20 protein-coding genes and 1 riboswitch are annotated in these 21289 nt (G+C 45.6%); of the genes, 8 read left to right on the top strand and 12 right to left on the bottom strand.

Annotated elements, in window-relative coordinates:
• Window positions 1-32: 32 nt before the first annotated feature.
• Both MKY73_RS02620 and MKY73_RS02615 read right to left on the bottom strand, forming a co-directional pair.
• Window positions 33-1052 (bottom strand): Gfo/Idh/MocA family oxidoreductase, encoded by a 1020-nt coding sequence (locus tag MKY73_RS02620; RefSeq protein ID WP_339305507.1) that lies wholly within the window; start codon window positions 1050-1052, stop codon window positions 33-35.
• An 85-nt stretch (window positions 1053-1137) separates the two neighbouring features.
• The gene (locus MKY73_RS02615; protein ID WP_339305505.1) at window positions 1138-1914 is read right to left on the bottom strand and encodes a sugar phosphate isomerase/epimerase; all 777 of its coding nucleotides are present in this window, start codon (window positions 1912-1914) and stop codon (window positions 1138-1140) included.
• A 374-nt stretch (window positions 1915-2288) separates the two neighbouring features.
• On the opposite strand from MKY73_RS02615, the gene MKY73_RS02610 reads away from it, so the two are divergent.
• The 6 genes from MKY73_RS02610 (at window position 2289) to MKY73_RS02585 (ending at window position 9700) form a co-directional block, all read left to right on the top strand.
• On the top strand, window positions 2289-3116 hold the full coding sequence (locus MKY73_RS02610) for an AraC family transcriptional regulator (RefSeq protein ID WP_339305503.1): 828 nt from the start codon (window positions 2289-2291) through the stop codon (window positions 3114-3116).
• Between the two features lie 226 nt (window positions 3117-3342).
• Entirely contained in the window at window positions 3343-4044 is a 702-nt protein-coding gene (locus MKY73_RS02605) for a response regulator transcription factor (protein WP_339305501.1), read from the top strand.
• A gap of 20 nt (window positions 4045-4064) precedes the next feature.
• Window positions 4065-5507, top strand: coding sequence for an ATP-binding protein (locus tag MKY73_RS02600; RefSeq protein ID WP_339305500.1), 1443 nt, complete (start codon window positions 4065-4067; stop codon window positions 5505-5507).
• A 147-nt stretch (window positions 5508-5654) separates the two neighbouring features.
• Window positions 5655-6413 carry an ABC transporter ATP-binding protein gene (locus MKY73_RS02595; protein WP_339305499.1) on the top strand — a complete coding sequence of 253 codons (759 nt, stop codon included), beginning with the start codon at window positions 5655-5657 and terminating at the stop codon, window positions 6411-6413.
• Window positions 6414-6415: 2 nt separating this feature from the next.
• Window positions 6416-8818, top strand: a complete 2403-nt coding sequence (locus tag MKY73_RS02590; RefSeq protein WP_339305498.1) for an FtsX-like permease family protein — start codon at window positions 6416-6418, stop codon at window positions 8816-8818.
• A gap of 21 nt (window positions 8819-8839) precedes the next feature.
• A complete protein-coding gene (locus MKY73_RS02585; RefSeq protein ID WP_339305496.1) occupies window positions 8840-9700 on the top strand; it encodes a DUF4097 family beta strand repeat-containing protein in 861 nt (286 codons plus the stop codon).
• A gap of 89 nt (window positions 9701-9789) precedes the next feature.
• Here the strand turns inward: MKY73_RS02585 and mmuM are convergent, their stop codons facing one another.
• The 9 genes from mmuM to MKY73_RS02540 form a co-directional block, all read right to left on the bottom strand.
• Window positions 9790-10830: a homocysteine S-methyltransferase gene (gene mmuM / locus MKY73_RS02580; RefSeq protein ID WP_339305495.1), complete on the bottom strand. Its 1041-nt coding sequence runs from the start codon at window positions 10828-10830 to the stop codon at window positions 9790-9792.
• Window positions 10808-12220 carry an S-methylmethionine permease gene (gene mmuP, locus MKY73_RS02575; RefSeq protein ID WP_339305494.1) on the bottom strand — a complete coding sequence of 471 codons (1413 nt, stop codon included), beginning with the start codon at window positions 12218-12220 and terminating at the stop codon, window positions 10808-10810. The genes mmuM and mmuP overlap by 23 nt, the downstream gene beginning before the upstream one ends.
• Window positions 12221-12311: 91 nt before the next feature.
• Window positions 12312-12414: riboswitch (SAM riboswitch) on the bottom strand.
• Window positions 12415-12476: 62 nt separating this feature from the next.
• Window positions 12477-13679, bottom strand: a complete 1203-nt coding sequence (locus MKY73_RS02570) for a Ger(x)C family spore germination protein (RefSeq protein ID WP_339305492.1) — start codon at window positions 13677-13679, stop codon at window positions 12477-12479.
• Entirely contained in the window at window positions 13676-14776 is a 1101-nt protein-coding gene (locus tag MKY73_RS02565) for a GerAB/ArcD/ProY family transporter (protein ID WP_339305491.1), read from the bottom strand. The genes MKY73_RS02570 and MKY73_RS02565 overlap by 4 nt, the downstream gene beginning before the upstream one ends.
• 39 nt (window positions 14777-14815) lie before the next feature.
• Complete coding sequence (locus tag MKY73_RS02560; protein WP_339305489.1) at window positions 14816-16528, bottom strand: spore germination protein; 1713 nt, start codon at window positions 16526-16528, stop codon at window positions 14816-14818.
• Window positions 16529-16743: 215 nt separating this feature from the next.
• Window positions 16744-17664, bottom strand: a complete 921-nt coding sequence (locus tag MKY73_RS02555) for a PAS domain-containing methyl-accepting chemotaxis protein (RefSeq protein ID WP_339305487.1) — start codon at window positions 17662-17664, stop codon at window positions 16744-16746.
• Window positions 17665-18017: 353 nt separating this feature from the next.
• A complete protein-coding gene (locus MKY73_RS02550; protein WP_339305485.1) occupies window positions 18018-18269 on the bottom strand; it encodes a hypothetical protein in 252 nt (83 codons plus the stop codon).
• A gap of 57 nt (window positions 18270-18326) precedes the next feature.
• On the bottom strand, window positions 18327-18560 hold the full coding sequence (locus MKY73_RS02545) for a VOC family protein (protein ID WP_339305483.1): 234 nt from the start codon (window positions 18558-18560) through the stop codon (window positions 18327-18329).
• 136 nt (window positions 18561-18696) lie between these two features.
• Window positions 18697-19536, bottom strand: coding sequence for an AraC family transcriptional regulator (locus MKY73_RS02540; RefSeq protein WP_339305481.1), 840 nt, complete (start codon window positions 19534-19536; stop codon window positions 18697-18699).
• 206 nt (window positions 19537-19742) lie between these two features.
• Here MKY73_RS02540 and MKY73_RS02535 point away from each other — a divergent pair, with 206 nt between their 5' ends.
• Together MKY73_RS02535 and MKY73_RS02530 are read left to right on the top strand one after the other, a co-directional pair.
• A complete protein-coding gene (locus MKY73_RS02535) occupies window positions 19743-20156 on the top strand; it encodes a DMT family transporter (protein WP_339308463.1) in 414 nt (137 codons plus the stop codon).
• Window positions 20157-20168: 12 nt separating this feature from the next.
• Window positions 20169-20645, top strand: coding sequence for a DMT family transporter (locus MKY73_RS02530; protein WP_339305480.1), 477 nt, complete (start codon window positions 20169-20171; stop codon window positions 20643-20645).
• 138 nt (window positions 20646-20783) lie between these two features.
• Here MKY73_RS02530 and MKY73_RS02525 read toward each other — a convergent pair whose 3' ends face one another.
• On the bottom strand, window positions 20784-21227 hold the full coding sequence (locus MKY73_RS02525) for a VOC family protein (RefSeq protein ID WP_339305479.1): 444 nt from the start codon (window positions 21225-21227) through the stop codon (window positions 20784-20786).
• Window positions 21228-21289 lie beyond the last annotated feature (62 nt).

Genomic DNA, 21289 nt, shown 5'->3' with positions numbered 1-21289 from the left:
AATGTTAGAAATTGCACTGTCATTCGTATGGATTACAGTTTAACGATCTGACCTGTTTTCTCGGATTCGAATGCTGCCAGGATCACCTGCAGGGAACGTAAGCCCTCTTCCCCAGAAATCGCTGGAGGTGTTTTCGTTACAATGGACTCTACGAATGCGTCAATTACACCACTTGGCACTTGTTTCTCGTTAGTAGCCATAGCACCAACTTTGTACGTCTCAACTGTACCATTGGTCAGTTCAACGATAACTTCATCGCCTTCCACTGTTCCGATCTTCATAACGCCATTCTCGCACCACAGTACGGTACTATTGTCTCCAGCTCTGTATTGCGTCCAACTTGCTACCAGCGTTCCGATCGCACCGCTCTTCATACGCAGCAAACAAGTTGCGTTATCGTCAACTTGAGTACCTTCCTTGTGCAGTGTGCTGATGAAACCAGCTACTTCAGATACTTCATCATTCAGCAAGTAACGGATGAAGTCGGATTTGTGCACGCCCAGGTCACCCATCGCGCCCATAATAGCTTCTTCTTTACGGAAGAACCAGCTTTCAGCACCGTCCACACTCCATCCTTCCGGACCCGGGTGGCCAAAAGATGTACGGAAATTCAGGACTTTACCGAGTTTGCCGGAGTCGAGAATTTCTTTTGCTTTGACGTGAGGAGGCATCAGACGCTGGTTGTGTCCAACCATCAGATACACGCCATTTTTCTTGGCAGCTTCAATCATTTGCTCGCCTTCTTCAGTGGAAACGGCCATGGGTTTCTCGACCAATACATGCTTGCCTGCATTGGCAGCAGCAATCGCCATTGGCGCATGCAGATAGTTCGGTGTACACACACTGACTGCATCCACCGCTTCATTAGCAAGCAATTCTTCGTAACTGGAGTAAGCTTTACCTCCATAAGTTTCGGCCATTTCTTCCGCACGCTCCACGATCGGATCAGCAAAAGCGACAAGTTCTACGTTCTCATTGGCAGCGTACTCCGGAATATGTCTACGCTGGGCAATGGCTCCACAGCCGAATACAGCAACTTTAATTTTACTCATGTATATAAGTCTCCTTTGACAAATAAGATTCAGCATTTTTCATAATTCGATTCAATTCGCTCTTGGATTATGCATAAAGCTTAGATTAAAATTGGTTCAAATAGTTCTCTTTCAGCCAGTTGTAGCTATTGGATACGCTCTCAAGTGGCGGGTTCTGGCACACATCTTGTTCCACGATCAACCACTCCACACCTGCATTCGTAGCGCCTTCAATAACAGCTGGCAGGTCAACCGAACCTTGTCCCAGTTCCAGCGTTTTCATCTGGCCCTGTTCATCTTTGCTGAAATCCTTCAGATGCAGCAGCGGCAAGCGACCCGCATATTTATTAATATACTCGATCGGATTTTGTCCCGCAAATTGTACCCAACATACGTCCATTTCCACTTTTACCGCTTCTGATGATGTTTGAGCGAACATGGCGTCAAAGGCATTGGCATCGCCAACCTGCCCATGGAATTCAAAATCATGGTTATGGTATCCGAAGATCAATCCTTGCTTCGCTGCTTCAGCTCCATATTGTTGCAATTCGGCGAACAGCTTGGTCCAGCCTTCTGCATTCTCAGGACGATCCTCTGGCATCAGGTAAGGGCAAATGATATATTGTGCACCAATTGTTTTCAGGTAATCGATTTGTTTCTGCAAGTCTTCACGCATCGCATGTAGTGAAACGTGACTGCTGAAGCCTTTCAGCCCAAGTTCATCTAGTAGCGCTTTCATTTCCTCAGCTGGAATATCACCATATCCGGCAAACTCCACACCTTCATATCCAAGGGCCGCTACCTTACGCAACGTACCACGAAAATCTGCTGCAGTTTCATCACGGAGTGTAAACAATTGCAAACCAATATTAAGTTTTTTCATGTCGGATACACCTCTGTTCTCAAATTTGCTTTCATTGCTCTATCTGGTATCATCCTAACGCAAAACAGGCTAGAATGAACATATACAATATAGTCAGAACATGAACTATCTGGTCAAATTTTATTTCCATCATTTTGCATCTATTTTAATGTACCTAATTTCAACTGAAGATATTTACACTGGCACTCCGATGACAGAACAACCTTCCGATCGCTGTTATCCCCAGATTTTCTTGATTCCCTTTTCAAATGGATAAAATCCGAGGATAAAGGCGAACACTCTGTTTCTTCAGGTTCTTTCTGTCCTCTCCGTTATCGTGTAAATGTTAAGTTAATCTATTATGTAAAACATCGATATATTGGGGGATTTTATCTTTGGATACGTTAGAGACATCTGTGCTGATCTGTGACTACTCATACCACTATAAAGCGTTCACTCATAATATGAAGGGTGAACTGCAAACCTATCTGTTCCGTCTGCAGACCGAAGGTTCGTGTAAAGTGTATGTACAAGATGAAGAATTCAGGATGACCAGCGGGGATCTGCTGCTGCTCAAACCTGGCGACGACTATCATCTCGTGGTGGATGAACCACATAAGGAAGGACGCTTGTCCAGCGGAGATTATTATCTGTTCTGCGAGGGCAGTTGGATCGAGAACTGGTGGAAAAGGCAGCAACGTTCCACCGTGAGCCGGATTGGACTTGATGATAAGCTCATCAGCCTGTGGAGAAATATGTTGCTTGAGAAACGCCGCGGACCTCTTGAGGAAAATGCGGAGCTAAAGGATGCGTTACTGCGTGGATTATGTCTATATATTGACCGGGCAATCAAAGAGAATATACAGACCGATCGGGCGGTTTCCTCTGCGCTGAAGTTAAAACGTTATATTGAGGAGCATGCCACAGTTACGTTCAAGCTTGAGGAAGCGGCACGTTATGCCGGACTCAGCCTGTCCCGTGCAGTCCGTTTATTCAAGGAACATTACAATCAGACCATGATTCAATACGCGATTGAGATCCGCCTGAATGCGGCGCTGGAACGTATGAAATACAGTGAAATGACCCTGGAGCATATTGCCGAATCCTGCGGATTTGCAAGCTACTCCTATTTCCACCGGGTATTCCGGGCGCACTTCGGTGTGTCTCCGGCGGAGTATCTCAAATCCAGACAACACGAGCCTATCGATCTAGAACGTGTATGACGTATTAGTATCAGAAACCCATGACCCTTCAAGCAGGTTCATGGGTTATTTTGATAAGACGAAACTTGTAAACAGCTACTTGTAGTCTCTTGATTAATAAGAATGATGTTCACTTCAATATTTATGTGACTCCTACAGAACAAGATTGTACAATTATATAGGACATTTATTTCACAAATTTATACATAGCCATTCATTTCACATCTATCATACTGGAGCGATACATATGCTAACCCACCCGCGCAAAGTCCTCATCATCGAGGATGAACCGGATATCTCACGTATTTTGCGAGATTATTTGACCAAAAATCAATATGAAGCTGTTGTGGCAGCCACTGGACAAGACGGGCTTCAGATTATGGAGCTTATTCAACCAGATTACATCATTCTGGACATTATGCTTCCGGACATGGACGGGATCGAGGTGTGCCGCGAGATTCGACGGCGCAATAATATCCCCATCCTCATTCTAAGTGCCCGAGGCAGTGATACGGATAAGGTACTTGGTCTTGGTTTTGGCGCAGATGACTATATGACTAAGCCCTTCTCGCTGAGTGAACTTTTAGCACGGATTAATGCCCACTTTAGACGTTACGACAGCATGACCTCAGACCTGGACAGAACGGATCTACTGCGCCTTGGAAATCTTGTGATCGATAAAAAAGCCTACAAAGTTACATTGAACGGATTGGAAGTTTCTCTGTCCGCCAAGGAATTCGAGTTACTTCATTATCTGGCAAGCCATAAAAATCAGGTATTCTCCAAAGCCCAGTTGCTTGACGCCATCTGGGGATATGCAACCTATGGTGATGAAAACACCGTAACCGTGTACATTCGCAGACTGCGGGAAAAAATCGAGGAAGACCCCTCACATCCAACTGTTCTAAAGACAGTATGGGGTGTCGGTTACAAATTCATTTATGAATAATGGAGATTGGAGACATCCACATGTCATTAAACACCTGGTTCAGACGTTGGCTGTTAACAACACTTAGCCTTCTGATTATTATAAGTATCCTCGCACTGGCGTTAATACTATTCCAAAACCGAAATTCGGAACAATCCAATCTGTGCCTGAATCAGGTTCGCCTCAAGGTCAATCCGCTTTTACTTGCGTTGGAGCAAAATCATCAACACCTGGACAAACAAACTACTCGAGAAGACATACGTTCCATTGCCAGAGAAAGCGGGATTCTGCTTACCTATGTGAACCTGGATGGAACCGTAGCTCTGTCCTCCGATCCCACCTCTGAAGGAACCCAGGTTAATCTGCGTTCTTCCCTTCATTATGATCTGCATCATGCCGCGCAGACTGTGGACGATAGTGAATCACTTGATATCGCGTTTCCCGTGATGGACGGTCCCGTGGGAAGTCAGATCGGCAATGCTATCTTTTCCATCCCCCAAGCTATGGTTACGGTTCAGAAACCGATGACTTTTACGGTTATATGGATTAGCGTACTATTACTCCTGTCACTGATCCTAGGCTTATTTTTATTTTGGTTGAAAAGAATTCTGGAGAAGCAGCTGCTATCTCCCATTCATCATTTGAAGCTGCATGCGGAATCCATCATCAAAGGGAATTATGATGATCAGATCCAGTACAATAGGACAGACGAAATGGGCGGCCTTTACGCCATGTTGGATTTGATGCGCACAGAAATCAAACATATGAACGAGCTGCGCATCCAGCAGGAACAAGCACAAAAGGAACTCATCACCAATATATCTCATGATATTAAAACACCGATTACCACGATAAAAGCATACATAGAAGCTATTGAGGAAGGGCTATGTAACGATCAGGAAACGCTGATGGAATATATGAGAGTGATGCGGACACATACGGATAAAACGGCCCGACTTGTGGAAGACCTACTGGTTCATGCACTTCAGGAACTAGGGCAGATCTCTGTGGAACCTCGTGAAATGTACATTGGTCCTGTCCTTGAAGCTATGTTGAAGCCTATTGAACATGTTGTTGTTACGAAAGGTCTGATCTACGACGGACCTCACTCCAACCATATCCCCAATGTGTTGGTCGCAATCGACCCTATCCGAATTGAACAGGTGATCTCCAATCTTGTCGCCAATGCTCTCAAGCATACAGCTCCCGGAGACACGATACGTATAGCCACGGAACTGGAATCCGGGTACTTGAAAGTGACCATCGCCGATTCGGGTCAGGGCATACGTGTGCAGGATATGCCGTTTGTTTTCCAGCGTTATTTCAGAGGACAAGCGAGTCATGCAGACCAACGTGTGCAGGAAGGTACGGGACTGGGACTTTCCATCTGCCAAAGCATTATTGAAGCACACGGAGGCCGTATTTCTTTTACTAGTAAAGAAGGAGAAGGTACGACCTTCCAATTCTATCTGCCGATCTGCTGAGCCCACACTCCAAAGCTATTGTGCGGAGCAGCCTTTCATTTCCGAATTAGCCTAGGTGCCTGTAATACTTTATTCATAATTTGATAAGGCTTTCTCAACATCCCTCCTCTAGAATGAATCCTATACTGCACTCGGGAGTGATTCGACTTGTCCAAAAAAGTGATTATCCGTGCACAGAATCTGTGCAAGACGTACAACAGCGGAACCGATCAGCATCATGCCATCCGTAATGTTGATCTCGACATCTATGAAGGGGAATTCACGGTCATCATGGGTAACTCTGGCTCGGGCAAATCAACCCTCTTATATCTGCTAAGCGGACTGGATCAGATCACAGCGGGTGAGGTTTATTTTCGAGACCAGCGGATTGACGCTTATAGTGAACGGGAAATGTCCAACTTCCGCACCCGCCGGATCGGTTATATCTATCAAAGTATCAATCTGGTCCCAGACCTTTCCATCAAAGAAAACATTGCTTTACCAGGATATATTGCAGGAAACAAAAAGAAGGACATTCTATCTCGTGCTGCCGAGCTGATGAATGCCATGGATATTGATGCACAACATAACCGTCTCCCCTCCCAAACTTCTGGAGGACAGCAGCAACGAGCTGCGATTGCACGGGCTTTGATTAATTCGCCGGATATCATCTTTGCAGATGAACCGACCGGAAGCTTGAATATGGAACACGGCACAGCTGTTCTCGATATCCTTACGGATATCCACCGGAAAGGACAGTCTGTTGTTATGGTTACGCATGATATAAAAGCAGCCTGCCGGGCAGACCGCCTGATCTATATTCAGGATGGCAAGATTGGTGGAATCCTTGAGTTCGATACCTATGACGAACATCAAATTCAAGATCGTGAAGCGATCATCTTCGCTTTGGTTACGGGGAAGGAATAACGATGGCGGTCATGTTTAAACTTAGCTTGTCGTATCTGAGTAAAAATAAAATTCAAAACCTGTTCATCACCCTGCTTATTTTGCTGTCTACCCTACTCGTGTCCACATCAGTCATCATCCTGGCTAATACGGGTAACCAGTTCAAGGAAATGCATAGTCGGACCAACGGGTCCCATCAGATCTTGACGTTCGACAAAGGACTGAATGATCCCCAAACTGTGCATGACTGGTGGGCTGCCCAGAACGGTGTTCAAGTCTCACCTTTGCTTACTTACCGCATCTTGTCGGGCATCGCTTTTGGCGGCACTGACATCCCTAACCTTTATCTGTACATGATGAATACCCCGCCTCCCCCGTGGAGTGTAGATGAACTTGTATTTGCAAGTGGTACACAGCATTCGGCTCCTGAACAAGGAAGCGTATGGATCCCAACTTCCATGGCGAATGGCTATAACATCGCTGTCGGTGATACCATTCAATTCAAAACTGGATCTACCACACTTGACCTCGCAGTCTCAGCTATTGTTGTGGATGTTCCTTATGGAGCACCGTTCACCAATACGGCAAGAATTTGGATGAACAGTACGGATTACCAAAATGATCTTAGTACGCTTGCAGGAAAAGATATTCACATGATGGGCATCCATTTTGATGATTACAGTACAAACTCCAGCTACTGGGATCGTTATACAAGCGAGACGGGTGCCCCATTCTTGGAAACCAAAATGGAATTTGAAAGTATCTCATCCTTTTATCTGATCATCAATCAGATCGTCGGGTTCATTATGATATTCTTAGGGGCCGTCATGATGATTATTGCCCTCATTACGATTGGCTTCACCATATCCGATGTCATTCTGGCCAACTACAAAACGATAGGTATCCTTAAATCGCTGGGACTCACTTCCCGGGGCACCATTGGTACCTACGTCATTCAATATACCCTGCTGTCCATCATCGCCGTTCTTCCCGGGCTGGTACTGAGCGTATTCGTCTCCAAATTCATCATCAACATCTCCGTATCGTCCCTGCGAACTGGCCAGGGTGATCTTCCAATTGAGGGCATTGGAGCTGCTATTGTTGTGGGGCTGCTGTTACTCGTCTTGGTTATTGCATTTGTCGTGTTATACGCCAGAAAAGCTCGCACGATCGAGCCTGTTCAGGCCATTCGGTACGGTATGTCGGAGAGCGACAATGTACGCATGGCGCGACGAATGAATTCACCGCTCGCAAACCGGGCCATGTTTGGACGATTGCCCGTCTCTTTTGTAATCGGCATACGCAATCTGATCCAAAACAGCAAAAGCTCGGTTCTGATGTTATTGCTAACAACGATGGCAGCTTCCGTACTTATCCTCGGGTATGTTGTACTGACCAGCATTACCGGAATCTATCAGACGGCGGCCAAATGGGGTTATGACAATGCTAACATTGCCGCAGTTGTTGTGAACAAAACTACGTTTCCGAGAGCTGAGCTGCAGAACGTATTGGAAGAAGACCCTCGCATCAAAAATGTGGGCTGGCAAGGGAACACTACCGGAGTTATCCTTCCAGATCAATCAACCGACGTGGACAGCCAGTCTACCAGTCTTTATCTAAGAGTACTGGATGGAAGCTATCAAGATCTTGGTTTTGAGACGTTGAGAGGAAACAATCCGGAACGCGAAAATGAAATTTCTATCGGGGTTAGTGTTGCCAAGATGTTAAACAAGGATATGGGAGATCTCATTGATCTCTACATTGAAGGAGAGAAGCGCACGTTCATGATTTCGGGCATCTATCAGGCCATCTCCGACTTGTCCGTATCCGGAAGAATTACAGCTCAAGCGGTTCGAAGCGTGAATCCGAATTACGGAGATGTAGATGTCGCGTTTATCAATGTCAACGATCCTTCACAGGCGGGAGCCATTGCTAACCAATTGAATGAGCAGTTCAAAGACTCTGCTTCCATCGTCACGCAAAAAACGCTGCTGGATTCCGTTTATGCAGAAGCTGCAAGCATTCTTGTGTACCCCATGGCTCTAATTGGTCTGCTGTTCATTTTGGTTACATTTATCATTATCTTCAGCACCTGCCGGATCAGTATTCGCAAAGAGAGCAAAACGTATGGCATTTATAAGTCGATCGGAATGACATCTGGAAAAATCCGTTTCTCCATTGCTACTGGAGTAGCTGCATTAGCTCTGATTGGTTCAATGCTCGGAGTCATTGTAGGCGTATACCTTCTCCCCCTGTTACTTGAAAAAGTCTTATCGGGATATGGGATCGTACAGATTCCTCTCATTCTGAACTGGGGAGGCATTATACTCTTTGCTTGTCTGAGTATTCTTGCCGCAGCTCTTGGATCCTGGGTATCGTCCAAAGTGATTCGTCAGGCATCGCCGCGTATTCTTGTCGTCGAATAACTGTAGAAAGAAGGAGTGCTCATGCACAGCGTATACAAAAAGCTTCTGGTCGCCACCCTAGGCTCCGTTGGCTTACTTGCGGCCTGTACGAATAATCCCCTCAACTCCTCATCAGAGAGCGGAAACGCCCAGGGCGCCGAGTCCCAATGGATGAAGCTGATTAGCAATAATGCCATAGATAAGGAACTTGATCAAGTCAGTGAGAAATCCGCATCCAGTCTCTTGGTTGTTGATCATCCTGTAGGAAATATCGAGGTGCGGAGCAGTGAAGATGGTGAACTTCGAGTCCGTACGTACATTCAGGCTTTGAACAATCGTACCGGAGAATCCACTTTGGAAGAACTGGCTCAAAATGCAGAAGTCTCCTTAACGACCAAGGGGAACACAACCACCGTTGAGATCCATCCCAAAGATAAAACGGGAACCGATCTTTGGTCATGGGCCGACCAAAATAAAGGGAATTCCCATTTCATCGTAAACTATGTAATTGAGGCTCCGGCCAATATCGTTGAATATGAGATTTCTACAGAAGTTGGCAATATTTCACTTGCAGGATTAACAGGAAGCTATGAGCTTTCCAATAACACAGGCTCCATTGATCTTAACAACATTCAAGTCCAAGGCAAATCCAGCATCAAATCCGATGCAGGTACCATCATTCTTGATCTGAATCAGCTGCACGATGGAAGCCAGCTCAAAGCTTCAACTGAGTTGGGTACCATCACTGCCCTGCTGCCTTCCAATCTGGCTTACACACTAAAAGCGGAAACCGATCTGGGCAAGGTCTCCGGTGCTTCGAGGGGTAAGAGTGATATCAACGGCGGTGGACCTTTGCTTTCCCTGAGCACATCTGTAGGAACCATTAAGGTAGAGAATAAGTAATTATAAAAAAGCACCCAAAAAGCCCTCTCGTATCCTTCATAAGATACGAAAGGGCTTTTCCACGCAGATCTGGATCGGCTAAATATACTTCAGCTTCGCCACTTCTTCGCAAGCTCGCCAATCTGATGTGGCGTAGTACGGCAACAACCGCCAATAATCCGTGCTCCAGCAGCAACCCATGCCTCCGAAGCATCACTCATACTGCCACATGTACCCTGTCCACTCCACGTCTTCGTTGCTGCATCGTATACTTCTCCCGAGTTCGGATACACAATAACAGGTTTGTCGCTGGCACGGCTGAGAATACCTACGGCTTCCGTCACCACTTCCATCGGAGCACAGTTCAGGCCAATCGCCGCAATCTGCGGCTCGGAGCCAAACGTCTGTGCACATAACTCAAGCGGTGTGCCCTCGCTGATGTTTGTCCCGTCTTTTAAAGAGAAAGATAACCAGGCATATGCATGAGGAAACTCCTTCAGCAAATCAACCAGCACCTGTGCTTCCTGCAAGGATGGAATCGTCTCAAAAGCTAGAATATCAGCACCCGCTTCAAGCAGCGCGGCCATCCGCGGACGATGAAATGCAGCCAACGTCTCATCTGTCACACCGTAGTGACCGACATACTCCGATCCATCAGCTAGATAAGCGCCGTAGGGCCCAACGGATGCAGCAACCATCGGTCGTGGCCGAGCCAAGACCCCTGTCTCGAAGACATCAGACGTTTGTTGTGCCGTTCCGAATACCAGATTGCCCTCCGGTTTGACTGCCGTGTTCTCAAATCCCCCGTCCTGCACTTCTGCCCATACGTCATCTCTCGCCTGTGCAGCCAGCTGCACCGTCTTGCGAATCAGGTCCAACGCTTCTTGCTCTCCGATTCCTCTCTTGCGGAAGCCATCCACCGTCGCCTGATAACTGGATGTAATCGCACAGTCGGCTCCTGCACGGAAATAATCCGCATGGACCTGAACGATAACATCTGGATTCTCGAGCAATACACGAGCCGACCATAGTGGATCATCCAGATCACAGCCATGCTGTTCAAGTTCCGTTGCCAGCGCTCCATCCAGAATCATGACCGGATGCTCACGTAGGATCTGTTCTATGGGATTAGTCTGTTGTACTTGCGTCATGTACTTGTCCTCTTTTCTTATTCACACGTTCTGTCAGATAATAAGCTGCGTAACATACTGCGATAAATGGAACCCCACAATACAGCGCAATTCGCTGTGTCGGGTCGAAAGCAATACCTATACATGAAGCCAGGCATAATATAAATGAAACAATCGGTACCACAGGATACAGTGGTGTACGGTAGACCAGATCTTTGACCTCATGTCCTTCCCGGATATACTGTCTGCGGAACATATACTGGGAAGCGCTGATGCTCATCCATACGGCAACGACAGCCAGACCTGATATGGAGACCAGCGTAATATACACCGTACCTGGCGCAATGATGCTGGACAGCAGAGCCAGTGCACCACCCACCATACTGATCAGAAGTGCATTCAGCGGTACCCCGCGCTTGGTCAATTTGGCAAACCACGGAGAGATCGTTCTTTTGTCAGCCAGAGACCAGAGCATCCGTGAAGATGCATAGAGGCCCGAATTGGCAGCAGAGAGAATCGCCGTCAGAATAACAAAGTTCATGATGTCTGCTGCATAGGGTACACCTACCCGCTCCATTACCGCTACAAACGGACTTTCCAGTACACTGGCATCCGACATGGGCAGCAAGGCGGACAAGATCACAATCGTTCCGATGAAAAAAATAACCAAACGCCACAGCGTGGTATGAATAGCCTTCGGTATCGTCTTTTCCGGGTTCTCCGTCTCACCGGCGGCGATACCGATTAACTCGGTGCCTGAGAATGCAAAGTTTACAGCAAGCATGGTCATCAATATCGCTGTAGCCCCATGAGGGAACCACCCGAATGCTGTAATATTCGAAAGGAATGGAGCCGGTTCAGCATCCGCCATGGGGATGAATCCAAACATCGCTGCACCACCAATAATAATGAAAATTACAATGGTAACTACTTTGACAGATGAGAACCAGAACTCGGATTCCGCAAAAAGTTTTACCGTTAGAGCATTGAACAAAAAGATCATTAGTGCAAAAAGTGCGCTCCATATCCATACGTTTACAGATGGGAACCAACGCTGCATCAGCAGACCGGCGGCTGTGAATTCAGAGCCAAGCGCAACAGTCCAGGTTAACCAGTACAACCAAGCTACCGTGTAACCTGTTGCTGGTCCGATATATTTGGCTGCATAACTATGGAATGCTCCCGTCTCCGGCATATGAACAGACAGTTCACCAAGACAGAGCATTACCAGATATACAACGATAGCTCCAATCAGGTAGGACAGAATGGTGCCCAAGGGTCCCGCCTGCTGGATCGTATAACCTGAGCTCAGGAATAATCCCGTTCCGATGACTCCTCCGAGAGAGAGCATGACCACATGCCGTGCCTGCATTTTCCGTTGAAAATGCCCTTTGTCGCTGTTGTTCTCCATACCTACTGCTCCCTACTTCTTCATCCAGAAAAAACAAAAAAGACCCACTCTTCCTAAAGAGTGCGCCGTTACTGACAAATAAAAACAAACGCTCCTATCTATCAGGCTGTTCACCCGCTGGAATTAGCACAGTATCCTTCAGATCTGTTGCTGAGGTTTCTAAGGGCCAGTCCCTCCACCTCTCTGGATAAGAAAATGATTTTTTATAAATATAGCGATTGATCATGAATGTGTCAATATTTAAATCATAATCTCGCTATTCTGTGGAAGACCCCGGATTGGTGATGGATATCTTGACATCATACGTAATCGGCACGGTGCTGAAGATTCGGTCCCAATCGTCCTTGACCTTCTTCCATGTTTTTGGATGTTTAATACGCAAGCTATCCCGAAAATCCGCTACATCGACTTTATAGGTATGCTGAAGTTTGTACAATACCTGACGAATCTGTTGTTCGGCCAGTTCAGCAAAATCCTTTTCTAATTCTCTAAGATATTCACCTTTTTCCTCTTCCTCGGGAGCGCGCCAATCCTCCATCAGCCAGCCCTCGGATTCAGTCTTCACATGGAATGAAATATCATTGCCAACTACCTTCGGGGTGATTTTCACCTTTTTCTTCTTCATTTCGAACAACACAGTGAATCCTTCTTTATTGTGTGTCTTCAAGACGCCTCCCTTTTTTTTGGAATTGAGCCATGACAACCCTTCCAGATCTGTTTGACTAAGTTCTCCGATGAACTTGGTCGTTTTCCCATCAAAGATGCTGCCTCCGGAGAACTTATCCTCTCCATCGGAGTTTAATACATTCTGTAGCAAGAAGCTCGATCCGGATTGCATTTGTGCGTCTAACTTGGACAGCAGAACCGGATCAAGTATTTTATTGGATATATAAGAGTTGTTCGTAATGCCTGTGAGATAGAATGCTGGTATTCGAGAAGGATCTTGTGATGTTAACACATCTAATGCAGAATGATGACTGATCAGCACCAGGCAGTTCGGTCGAATATCATTATCCCGTAGTACAAAATCAAGTAATTGGTCCAAACCATATTTTTTGGCGATATCCTTGGAGACGACGATAACTTTCAGATGATGTCCAATGAGGGGGCGATCCCGCCTTAGTGCAAACTGGCGGAAGATTTGCAGCATGGAATCTCCACTGAGCTGTTCATTGGCATAGGATGTTTTGCCGGAAGAAGGAGAACCGGATTGCTGGCTCGATTGACTGTCGGAAAAGCCCGGAGCGATCTGCACCGTAGCAGTTACATAGTTCTTCTTAGGATATGAGCCTCCCTGAGCAGCGATGTCTTTCTCGAATTCCGTCTCTTTGCCGACATCAATTCCAAGACCGACATAAAGACTTAAATCCTCTATTTCTCGACTGCTCCAGCATCCGGATATCAATAACAGAATACACAAGGCAGAAGCTACACGTAAGAACATACGGAATGGAATCATACACGCTTGCCTCCTTTTTTGCGAATCAGACTTATCAACAGTAACACCAGAGGTAGAATGCCAAATAAATAAACAGATGCATTGCCCAGCATATCTCCAAGCGCAAAAGTATCGTCCACCGTTTTGGGCATCATGGCTGTCACATAAATGAACGGAAGCAGACCGTACATAATGCCTTTGATTTTTTTGGAACGGAACAAATCACGAATGCCCACCGAAGCACAGTAATGTGTGATCGCGGTAGTCGAAAAAATCTGCATAATCCAGATGACCAGCAATAAGGATTCAAATCGTTCGAATATTAATCCTTGTATCTCGAAGCTTCTTACCAAATCCAGCGTTGGCCAAGTTCGTGTTTTGATTCCATCCAGGGATAGGCTACCGACAACCATGACAACTGTAATTAAATAGATCGCGGTCGTTACGAAGATTCCCCAGCTCATTGCCATATTGCTCTTCTTCGGATTTTTCATATAAGCAGTCATGATTAGCATCACCTCATACCCCGTATATGATAATAGGGAAGGCTTGAGTCCTTTGAAAACAGGCATAAGACCTTCGCCGAGCACTGGTCTAAGATTTCCAATCTCAAATAGCTGATTACTCAGCAGAATTTCAATGACAAATATAATGATTGTAATCGGCAGAATAATCTCGAACACCCTTACAATGACACCAAGCCCGCCTGAGATCATATATATACCGATCCACATGAAGACCATTACAATCGCCCATGTGGGCGTACGTTCAAGCAGATACATCCCTGTTACTTCAGCCATGACTCTAATTTCGAATGCGGCAATCACCATAAAATACATAATCATGGCAAATCCCAATATGTAAGCAATCCAGCTCCCCGTAATTTCACGGGTGAACTGGAATACCGTTTTTCCCGGAAATCTGCGACATAAGGTAACCAGAATAATGCCGACACCTGCAATAATCAGTCCCGACAGAATAATGGATATCCAGACATCCGGTGTTCCGACAGCCTTACTGGTCGTTCGAGGTAACGTCAGGATCCCGGCGCCAAGCATGTAATTCACAATAATGACAACAGCCTGTGTTGTGGTTATCTTTTGTGGGGAACCATTCACTCTACTTCACCTCCAACCCTCGTGTCCATGGGATTCAATTTATTCTTTTCGATCCTTGTCGAGTGGATTACTCATATCGGGACGCATTCTCATCATGTTTAACGGAGCACGTATAACGAAATCCTTCCAGTCATTCATATGATAAGGAACGGCCGGTGCAACATAAGGTACGCCAAAACTGGAAAGTCGAGCCAGATGCGTGCATACAAGCAGAAAGAACATAACCACGCCAAACAATCCGAGTACGGCTGCGCTGAACATAGCGGCAAATCGCAGAATTCTTAGCGTTAATCCCGCACTATAGACCGGAATCGTAAAGGAAGAGATCGCCGTAACCGCAACGACAATAACCAGGAATTGGCTTATGATTCCTGCTTGTACTGCTGCTTGTCCAATAATCAGACCTCCCACGATACCCATCGCTGGCGCAATCGGTTTAGGCAGCCGTATCCCTGCCTCTCTCAGAATTTCAATGGAAATTTCCATGATCAGCACTTCAATGATCGAAGGAAAAGGTACCCCTGTCCGCGTTTCAATAATCGTCAGAACCAGCTTGGTCGGTATAAGACCAGGGTGGAACGAAATAAACGAAATATAGAGTGCAGGAGCGAGCAATGCCAGCATCGCAGCTACAAAGCGCAGCATACGTAAAAAGGTTCCTGGAATCCAACGTTCATAATAATCTTCGGGAGATTGAAGCAACATGCTAAAGGTCACGGGTACAACAAGTACAAATGGCGTTCCATCCAACAAAATAGCTACCCGACCTTCCAACAAAGCACCGATTACCCGGTCAGGCCTTTCCGTATTTAGTACCTGTTGAAAAGGACTCAGGGTACTGTCTTCGATGAGTTGCTCCACATAACCTGATTCGAGCATCGAATCCATATCCATTTCTTCGATTCGCTTGCGGACTTCCGTTACGAGATTAGGATCGGCAATATCCTGAATATAGGCTATCGCCAGGTCTTTTTTGATCCGTGATCCCACTTCATACTTCTGAATAAACAGGCTCTGATTATTTCCGTAACGCCGTAAAATACCTGTATTATCGCTTAATTGTTCTGTAAAACCAATCCGGGGTCCACGGATCAATCCTTCTGACACGGGTTCATTCACACCTCGTGTTTTGATCTTGTGGCCTCCAATTAATAAAGCACCTGGCAAACCATCAACCAGCAGTGCATTTTTTCCGAAAAGCACGCCAACTGAGAGCTCTTGGAGAGACGAAGTCTCCTCAACCAGGCTAACAGGAAGTAATTGATCCTTCAGGTATGCCGACAACAGATGTGCGTTGTCTGGATGAAGAAACCCCTCCTGCTTAAGTAGGGGAACGCCCTCTAACATTAACGGGGAAATCAAGTGATCATCTACCAAGTCCTGATCTACCAGACCTTCGGTGTAGATGACCGCAGCCCGTGTATTCGTTCCCCTAATCGTAAATTCCCGAATGTGCACATCTGCATTTTGTCCAAAACTTTCTTTCACGCTAATCAGATTGGTACTATACTTCTCCGTTAACTTAATATTGGCATAATGGCCTGTCTCGGTTCCTTGACCCTGTCCTTTGGCTGCTGGAGAGATATCCTTCGAGGATATCGAAGGTTTCTTAGAACGAGAGAAGCTTCCGCGCTTAATGGCGGCATTGATCCAGCGCGTAGTCATGGTAATGCCAATTGGAATAATGAAAACCAGGAATGCCTGAATCCATATGGGCCCTTCTGGCACGTAGGATAGAATTGTTGACCACATGTTCCCACCCCAACATTTCTCTGCATGCGAAGCTGCAGGTATTCCCAAGTATTGTGTCCCCGTTTGATCACAATAATTCCCGTTTTTTTGCGGACCATCTAAACCAAAATGCGTTAAGGACCAACCCGTAATCCCATTGTGTGTGTAGTAATCTTCCCAAAGACAAAAAACGGTTCCTCTGTGAGGAACCGCTAACAATTAATAATATTATATTCTTATACGATTCTGGTTACATGCTCTGCCTTGGCATCTAACAAGTGAGCCGATGCAGCGATTGCCATGAAGTCATTCAAAGCGATCTCAATCTGTTTCTGGCTCCGCTCGACGTATTCCTCTACTTTTTTGGTGCCACCTGTAATATTACCAATTTCCTTGGTTATCCCAGTCACGCTATCACGGATCTCATTGATCGAACTCTCCACCATTGCGGATAGTTTCTTGACTTCCTTCGCCACAATATCGAATCCTCGTCCGTATTCCCCAGCATGTGCAGCCTCAATGGCGGCATTTAATGCAAGCAACTGTGTCTGTGATGAAATCTCGCGTATGGTTCGCACCACGCCCTGAATCGATCCCGCTTGTTCCTGCAGATGAGTCAGTGTCGCGCGGTTAGTGGCCGACACCTCTGAGATATATGAGATACTGGACATTAATTCCTGACTCCGTTCAATGCCTACATCAGCCTGCTCATTCAGCTCATTTGACATCGTTTTCAACTCATTCACTACGACTGAAATATTATTCTGACGGTTGGTGATGTTGGTGGCAATTTTGGAGACACCCAGTATTTTCTGATTCATCTCATCGTACACCGGTATATATGTCGCTTCAAGCCATACGGAATTCCCCTTTGCATCCTTGCGTTCAACCTTATCTTGGTAGCTGACACCATTTAATATACTATTCCAAAAAGCGTCATATTCCGGGGTATTTGCAAAATTGCCGAAGCATAGTTGCTGATGCTTCATGCCATACATCTCAGCTACCGTATATCCCATCGTCTGGGCAAAAACCTCATTTACATAAGTTATCCGTCGATCCAGATCAAATCGAATAATAGCCAGACTTTTCTCCATCGCCTTGATGACCAGTGCATCGGTGACAACATCTTTCTTCTCCATAGCTAATATAGGCACTTGATAACCCCCACAGTTCATTCCATAATAGATAGCCTTTAACTAGCAAAACAACCAACAACATATGTATCCATCAGGTTCTAATGACTCTACTATTAATACCCGATTTGCAGCATTTCGGATCACCTGTTGCCATTTATTTTTTTGTAAGAAAATCTGCTCCTCACCTCATCCGCTGGTCATGGCTTACCCTTCAGTAAAATGTCTCTTTCTCTGTATCTACTTTTACGTATCGTAACACATAGCAATGCAGCCTACACTTCTGTATTTTTAACATTTATATGTTATTTTGTATCCACCAGGCCGTTATATACGAGGAAAACAGGACGATTCATCGCGCATCGCCCTTTTTCTTAATTATTCTCATCTTTATACTTTTTTCGTGGTGTCCAGCGCTTCGCTTCACTGTGATGTGGATACTGTATACCTGCTGGGTAGGAGATCAGCTCAATCAGCATCCCCCACGGCGCTCTTCCATACACAAACTGATTCCCTTCCCCGCCTTCAATATGCCCGGACAGTGCTCCAGGCTCTGTTAACAACACTCCTCCTGCTGCCTTGAAGCGTCGTGCAGCTTCCGGCATATCATCCACATACAACGCCATATGCTGTAATCCGTAATCCGATGCCCTGACTGGCTCTGATTGTACTGTATTTGCGTACTAAAATAACTCCATACTGGCGCTCTCCCCGAGCGATAACATTCGAATATGAATAACCTTTGCCCCTGAATGAAGTCCTAATTTACGCTCTGTATCAGGCCCTTCCTGTGGCGGATCATCCGGTGTTATATGGTCATAGGCAAGTTGGGCTCCAAAAGCCTCTTGTAGAAATAGTGTCGCCTGCTCCATATCCGGAACAGTTATCCCAACATGGTCGATACCTCTCGTGATCATGCGATCCCTTCTTTCCTTTCCATTAAACTTGCTTGTACACTGCAAAATCCGTACCTATATGATTTACACGAAAAGAGGCCCGCTATAACCATCCCACATTCCCCGCCATACGCCATCAAGGAAGACATCCCCAGGTTTAAGTCTCCAGTAGATCAACACGTTCCACCCTTTCATTCTTCTTATATTGGGTAGGCGACTCGCCCATCGTCTTTGTGAACAAAATAGTGAAATAATTTGCATTCTGGTAGCCCAATATATGTGCAATTTCACTTACCTTCATGTTCGTTGTGGTTAGCAGCCGCTTCGCTTCTCCCATTCTTCGATAGACGATATATCGAATCGGTGAATCATTATATTTGTCCTTGAACACATGAGATAAATAATAAGGGTTCATATGAAAGTACACAGCGATATCCTGAAGCTTCAGGTGCTGAAGGTAGTTGTCATCGAGAAAATCCTTGATCCGTACGGCGAGATGATCCGAATCTTGTTTTTGTGAGGCATTTGGTTGAGCTAACCGCTGAACTATGGCAAGCAGTACGCCAAGCAGTCCTTCACAGATCTTGTCGTAGCCCGTCTTTTGATCGGAGGACTCCTCATACATGAACTCGAACAGGTCGCCAATCCTGCTAGCATATTCTTTCGTTTCGATATACGGAGACGCGTTTTCAGGAATGATGTGCTCCGTTTGCGTTCCATCTGAATAGATATTCGCTATTCCACAATAATAAAGACTGAGTGGACATTCGGGAGAGGTACATTGTTCATGAATTACACCTTGGTTGTAGATTAACAGATCGCCTTTTTTGACCGTATATGGATATCCATTAATTTTAATAACACCTTCTCCATCAGACACATACACCATTTCGCTGATATCCTCATGCATGTGACTTGGAAAATTCCAATTGGGATTGCCGTTCACTTTTCCTATATATAACAATCTGGAGGATTTTTGCTTGCTTGTATCGATCATTCCTATCTCCTCCTGCATTCGTGTCTAATTATTTTCTAGATGTATTAATATACCCCTTTTGCCACAGCAAGATCTATAATTTTTCAGAAAAATAAAGCAAGATCTTTCATTGTTTTCCCCTCCCCATTTTCTTATGATGAGTCATGCACCTTTAATCCAACCCAATTCAAGGAGTCGAGGATAGATTGAAAAAGCTGATTTTTTATATGATCGCCATTGCAACAGGAGCTCTTCTAAGCTTTGAAGGTGCACTGTATGGCAAACTTGGAGAACACGTTGGCACACTGGAAGCTGATTTCTATAACTTCTTCATGGGTGCGATTATTTCACTGATTCTGTTGATATTCTTCGGTAGAGGAAACCTCTCTGCTATCACCAAATTTCCGAAGTGGAACCTGCTTGGGGGTTTGCTTGGGGTCAGCTACCTGCTTACATTAGTCATTGGTGTTCCCATTGTGGGTGTAGGAATCTCCATGATTGCCATTGTTGTCGGGCAGATGGTGACCAGTATTCTGATTGATCATTACGGATGGCTGGGGAGCAATCGCAAAGCGGTAGGAAGCAAACGAATTGCCGCCTTGGTACTTATGCTGGGCGCACTGGCTCTTACTTTATTCTAGAGGAGGATTACGATGGGTATAGGTTTATTGATTGTTCTTGTCACCTTAGTTGGTGGAGCTGTACTTAGTGCGCAGTCCTCGATCAATGGTACGATTAGCCGAAATATCGGTCTGCTGGAGACGGTTTTCTTCACGTTTGCGTCAGGTACACTGATTCTGGCTGTTCTCATTAATTTTTTTGGCAGTGGACATGTACTCGACTTGCTTCATGCGCCCAAATTACAGCTTTCTGCGGTTTTCCTTGGTTTCGGATATTTATTCCTATCCACATTGGCCGTAAATAAACTGGGCGTAACACCTGCCAACCTTACGGCGATAGTAGGTCAGATTGTTGCCGGTTTTATCATCGACGCCCTGGGGCTTTTCGGTGGTGAATTCATTGCATTCTCTTGGCAGCGAGCTGTCTCACTTATCCTGATGTTCGCTGCATTAGCTCTGATTTTCAGTGAAAAGAATGACCAAGCTCAAGCGGTGACGCCTAGCAAATAAATGAACGGTAGTGCCTGATACTTGATATGAAGTAACGTTTGGACTTGCGGGACCTTCTGGCTGCTCAAACGACCTTGTATAGAAACGAACAAAGAAGAGCGCATGATATCCATGGCTCTTCTTTGTAATGTTTTTAATTTAAAAATCATGCACCGTCACACATAGCTGAATCGCAATACCAAACGGGTCCCGCACAATGCCATAACCTGGACTGAATTCATTTTGCTCGTAAGGTACCAGTACCTTCACGCCCTCATGTTGCATCAGAGAATGATACAGTTGATCGATCGTATGTTTATCCTTGGATTGAATACATAGTGATGTGCTGTTCCCCAGCTGCCATGCTCTCTCCGTGTCCATTGCTTCTTCCGCAATCATGACTTTGTTAACCCCAATCTCAAGTACCGAATGTGTAATATACTCATCTTGACCGGCAGGGTACTCGAAGCCCGGGTTCATCTCCTTCATTTCTTTATAACTTTTCTTGAATATGACTTTAGCGCCCAGGAACTCCTCATAAAAAGCAATGGCTGCCGCTGCATCCCCGTTCATCGACAAAAATGGTATCACTTCAAAATTCATTTTATTGCCTCCCTGTTCCTATTGGATTACACTTATCACTATAACAACGAAAGGTGCCATAT

This window comes from Paenibacillus sp. FSL R5-0519 (genome assembly GCF_037974275.1).
In the GTDB taxonomy this organism is placed as follows: domain Bacteria; phylum Bacillota; class Bacilli; order Paenibacillales; family Paenibacillaceae; genus Paenibacillus.
This window is presented reverse-complemented; position numbering and strand designations above follow the sequence as displayed.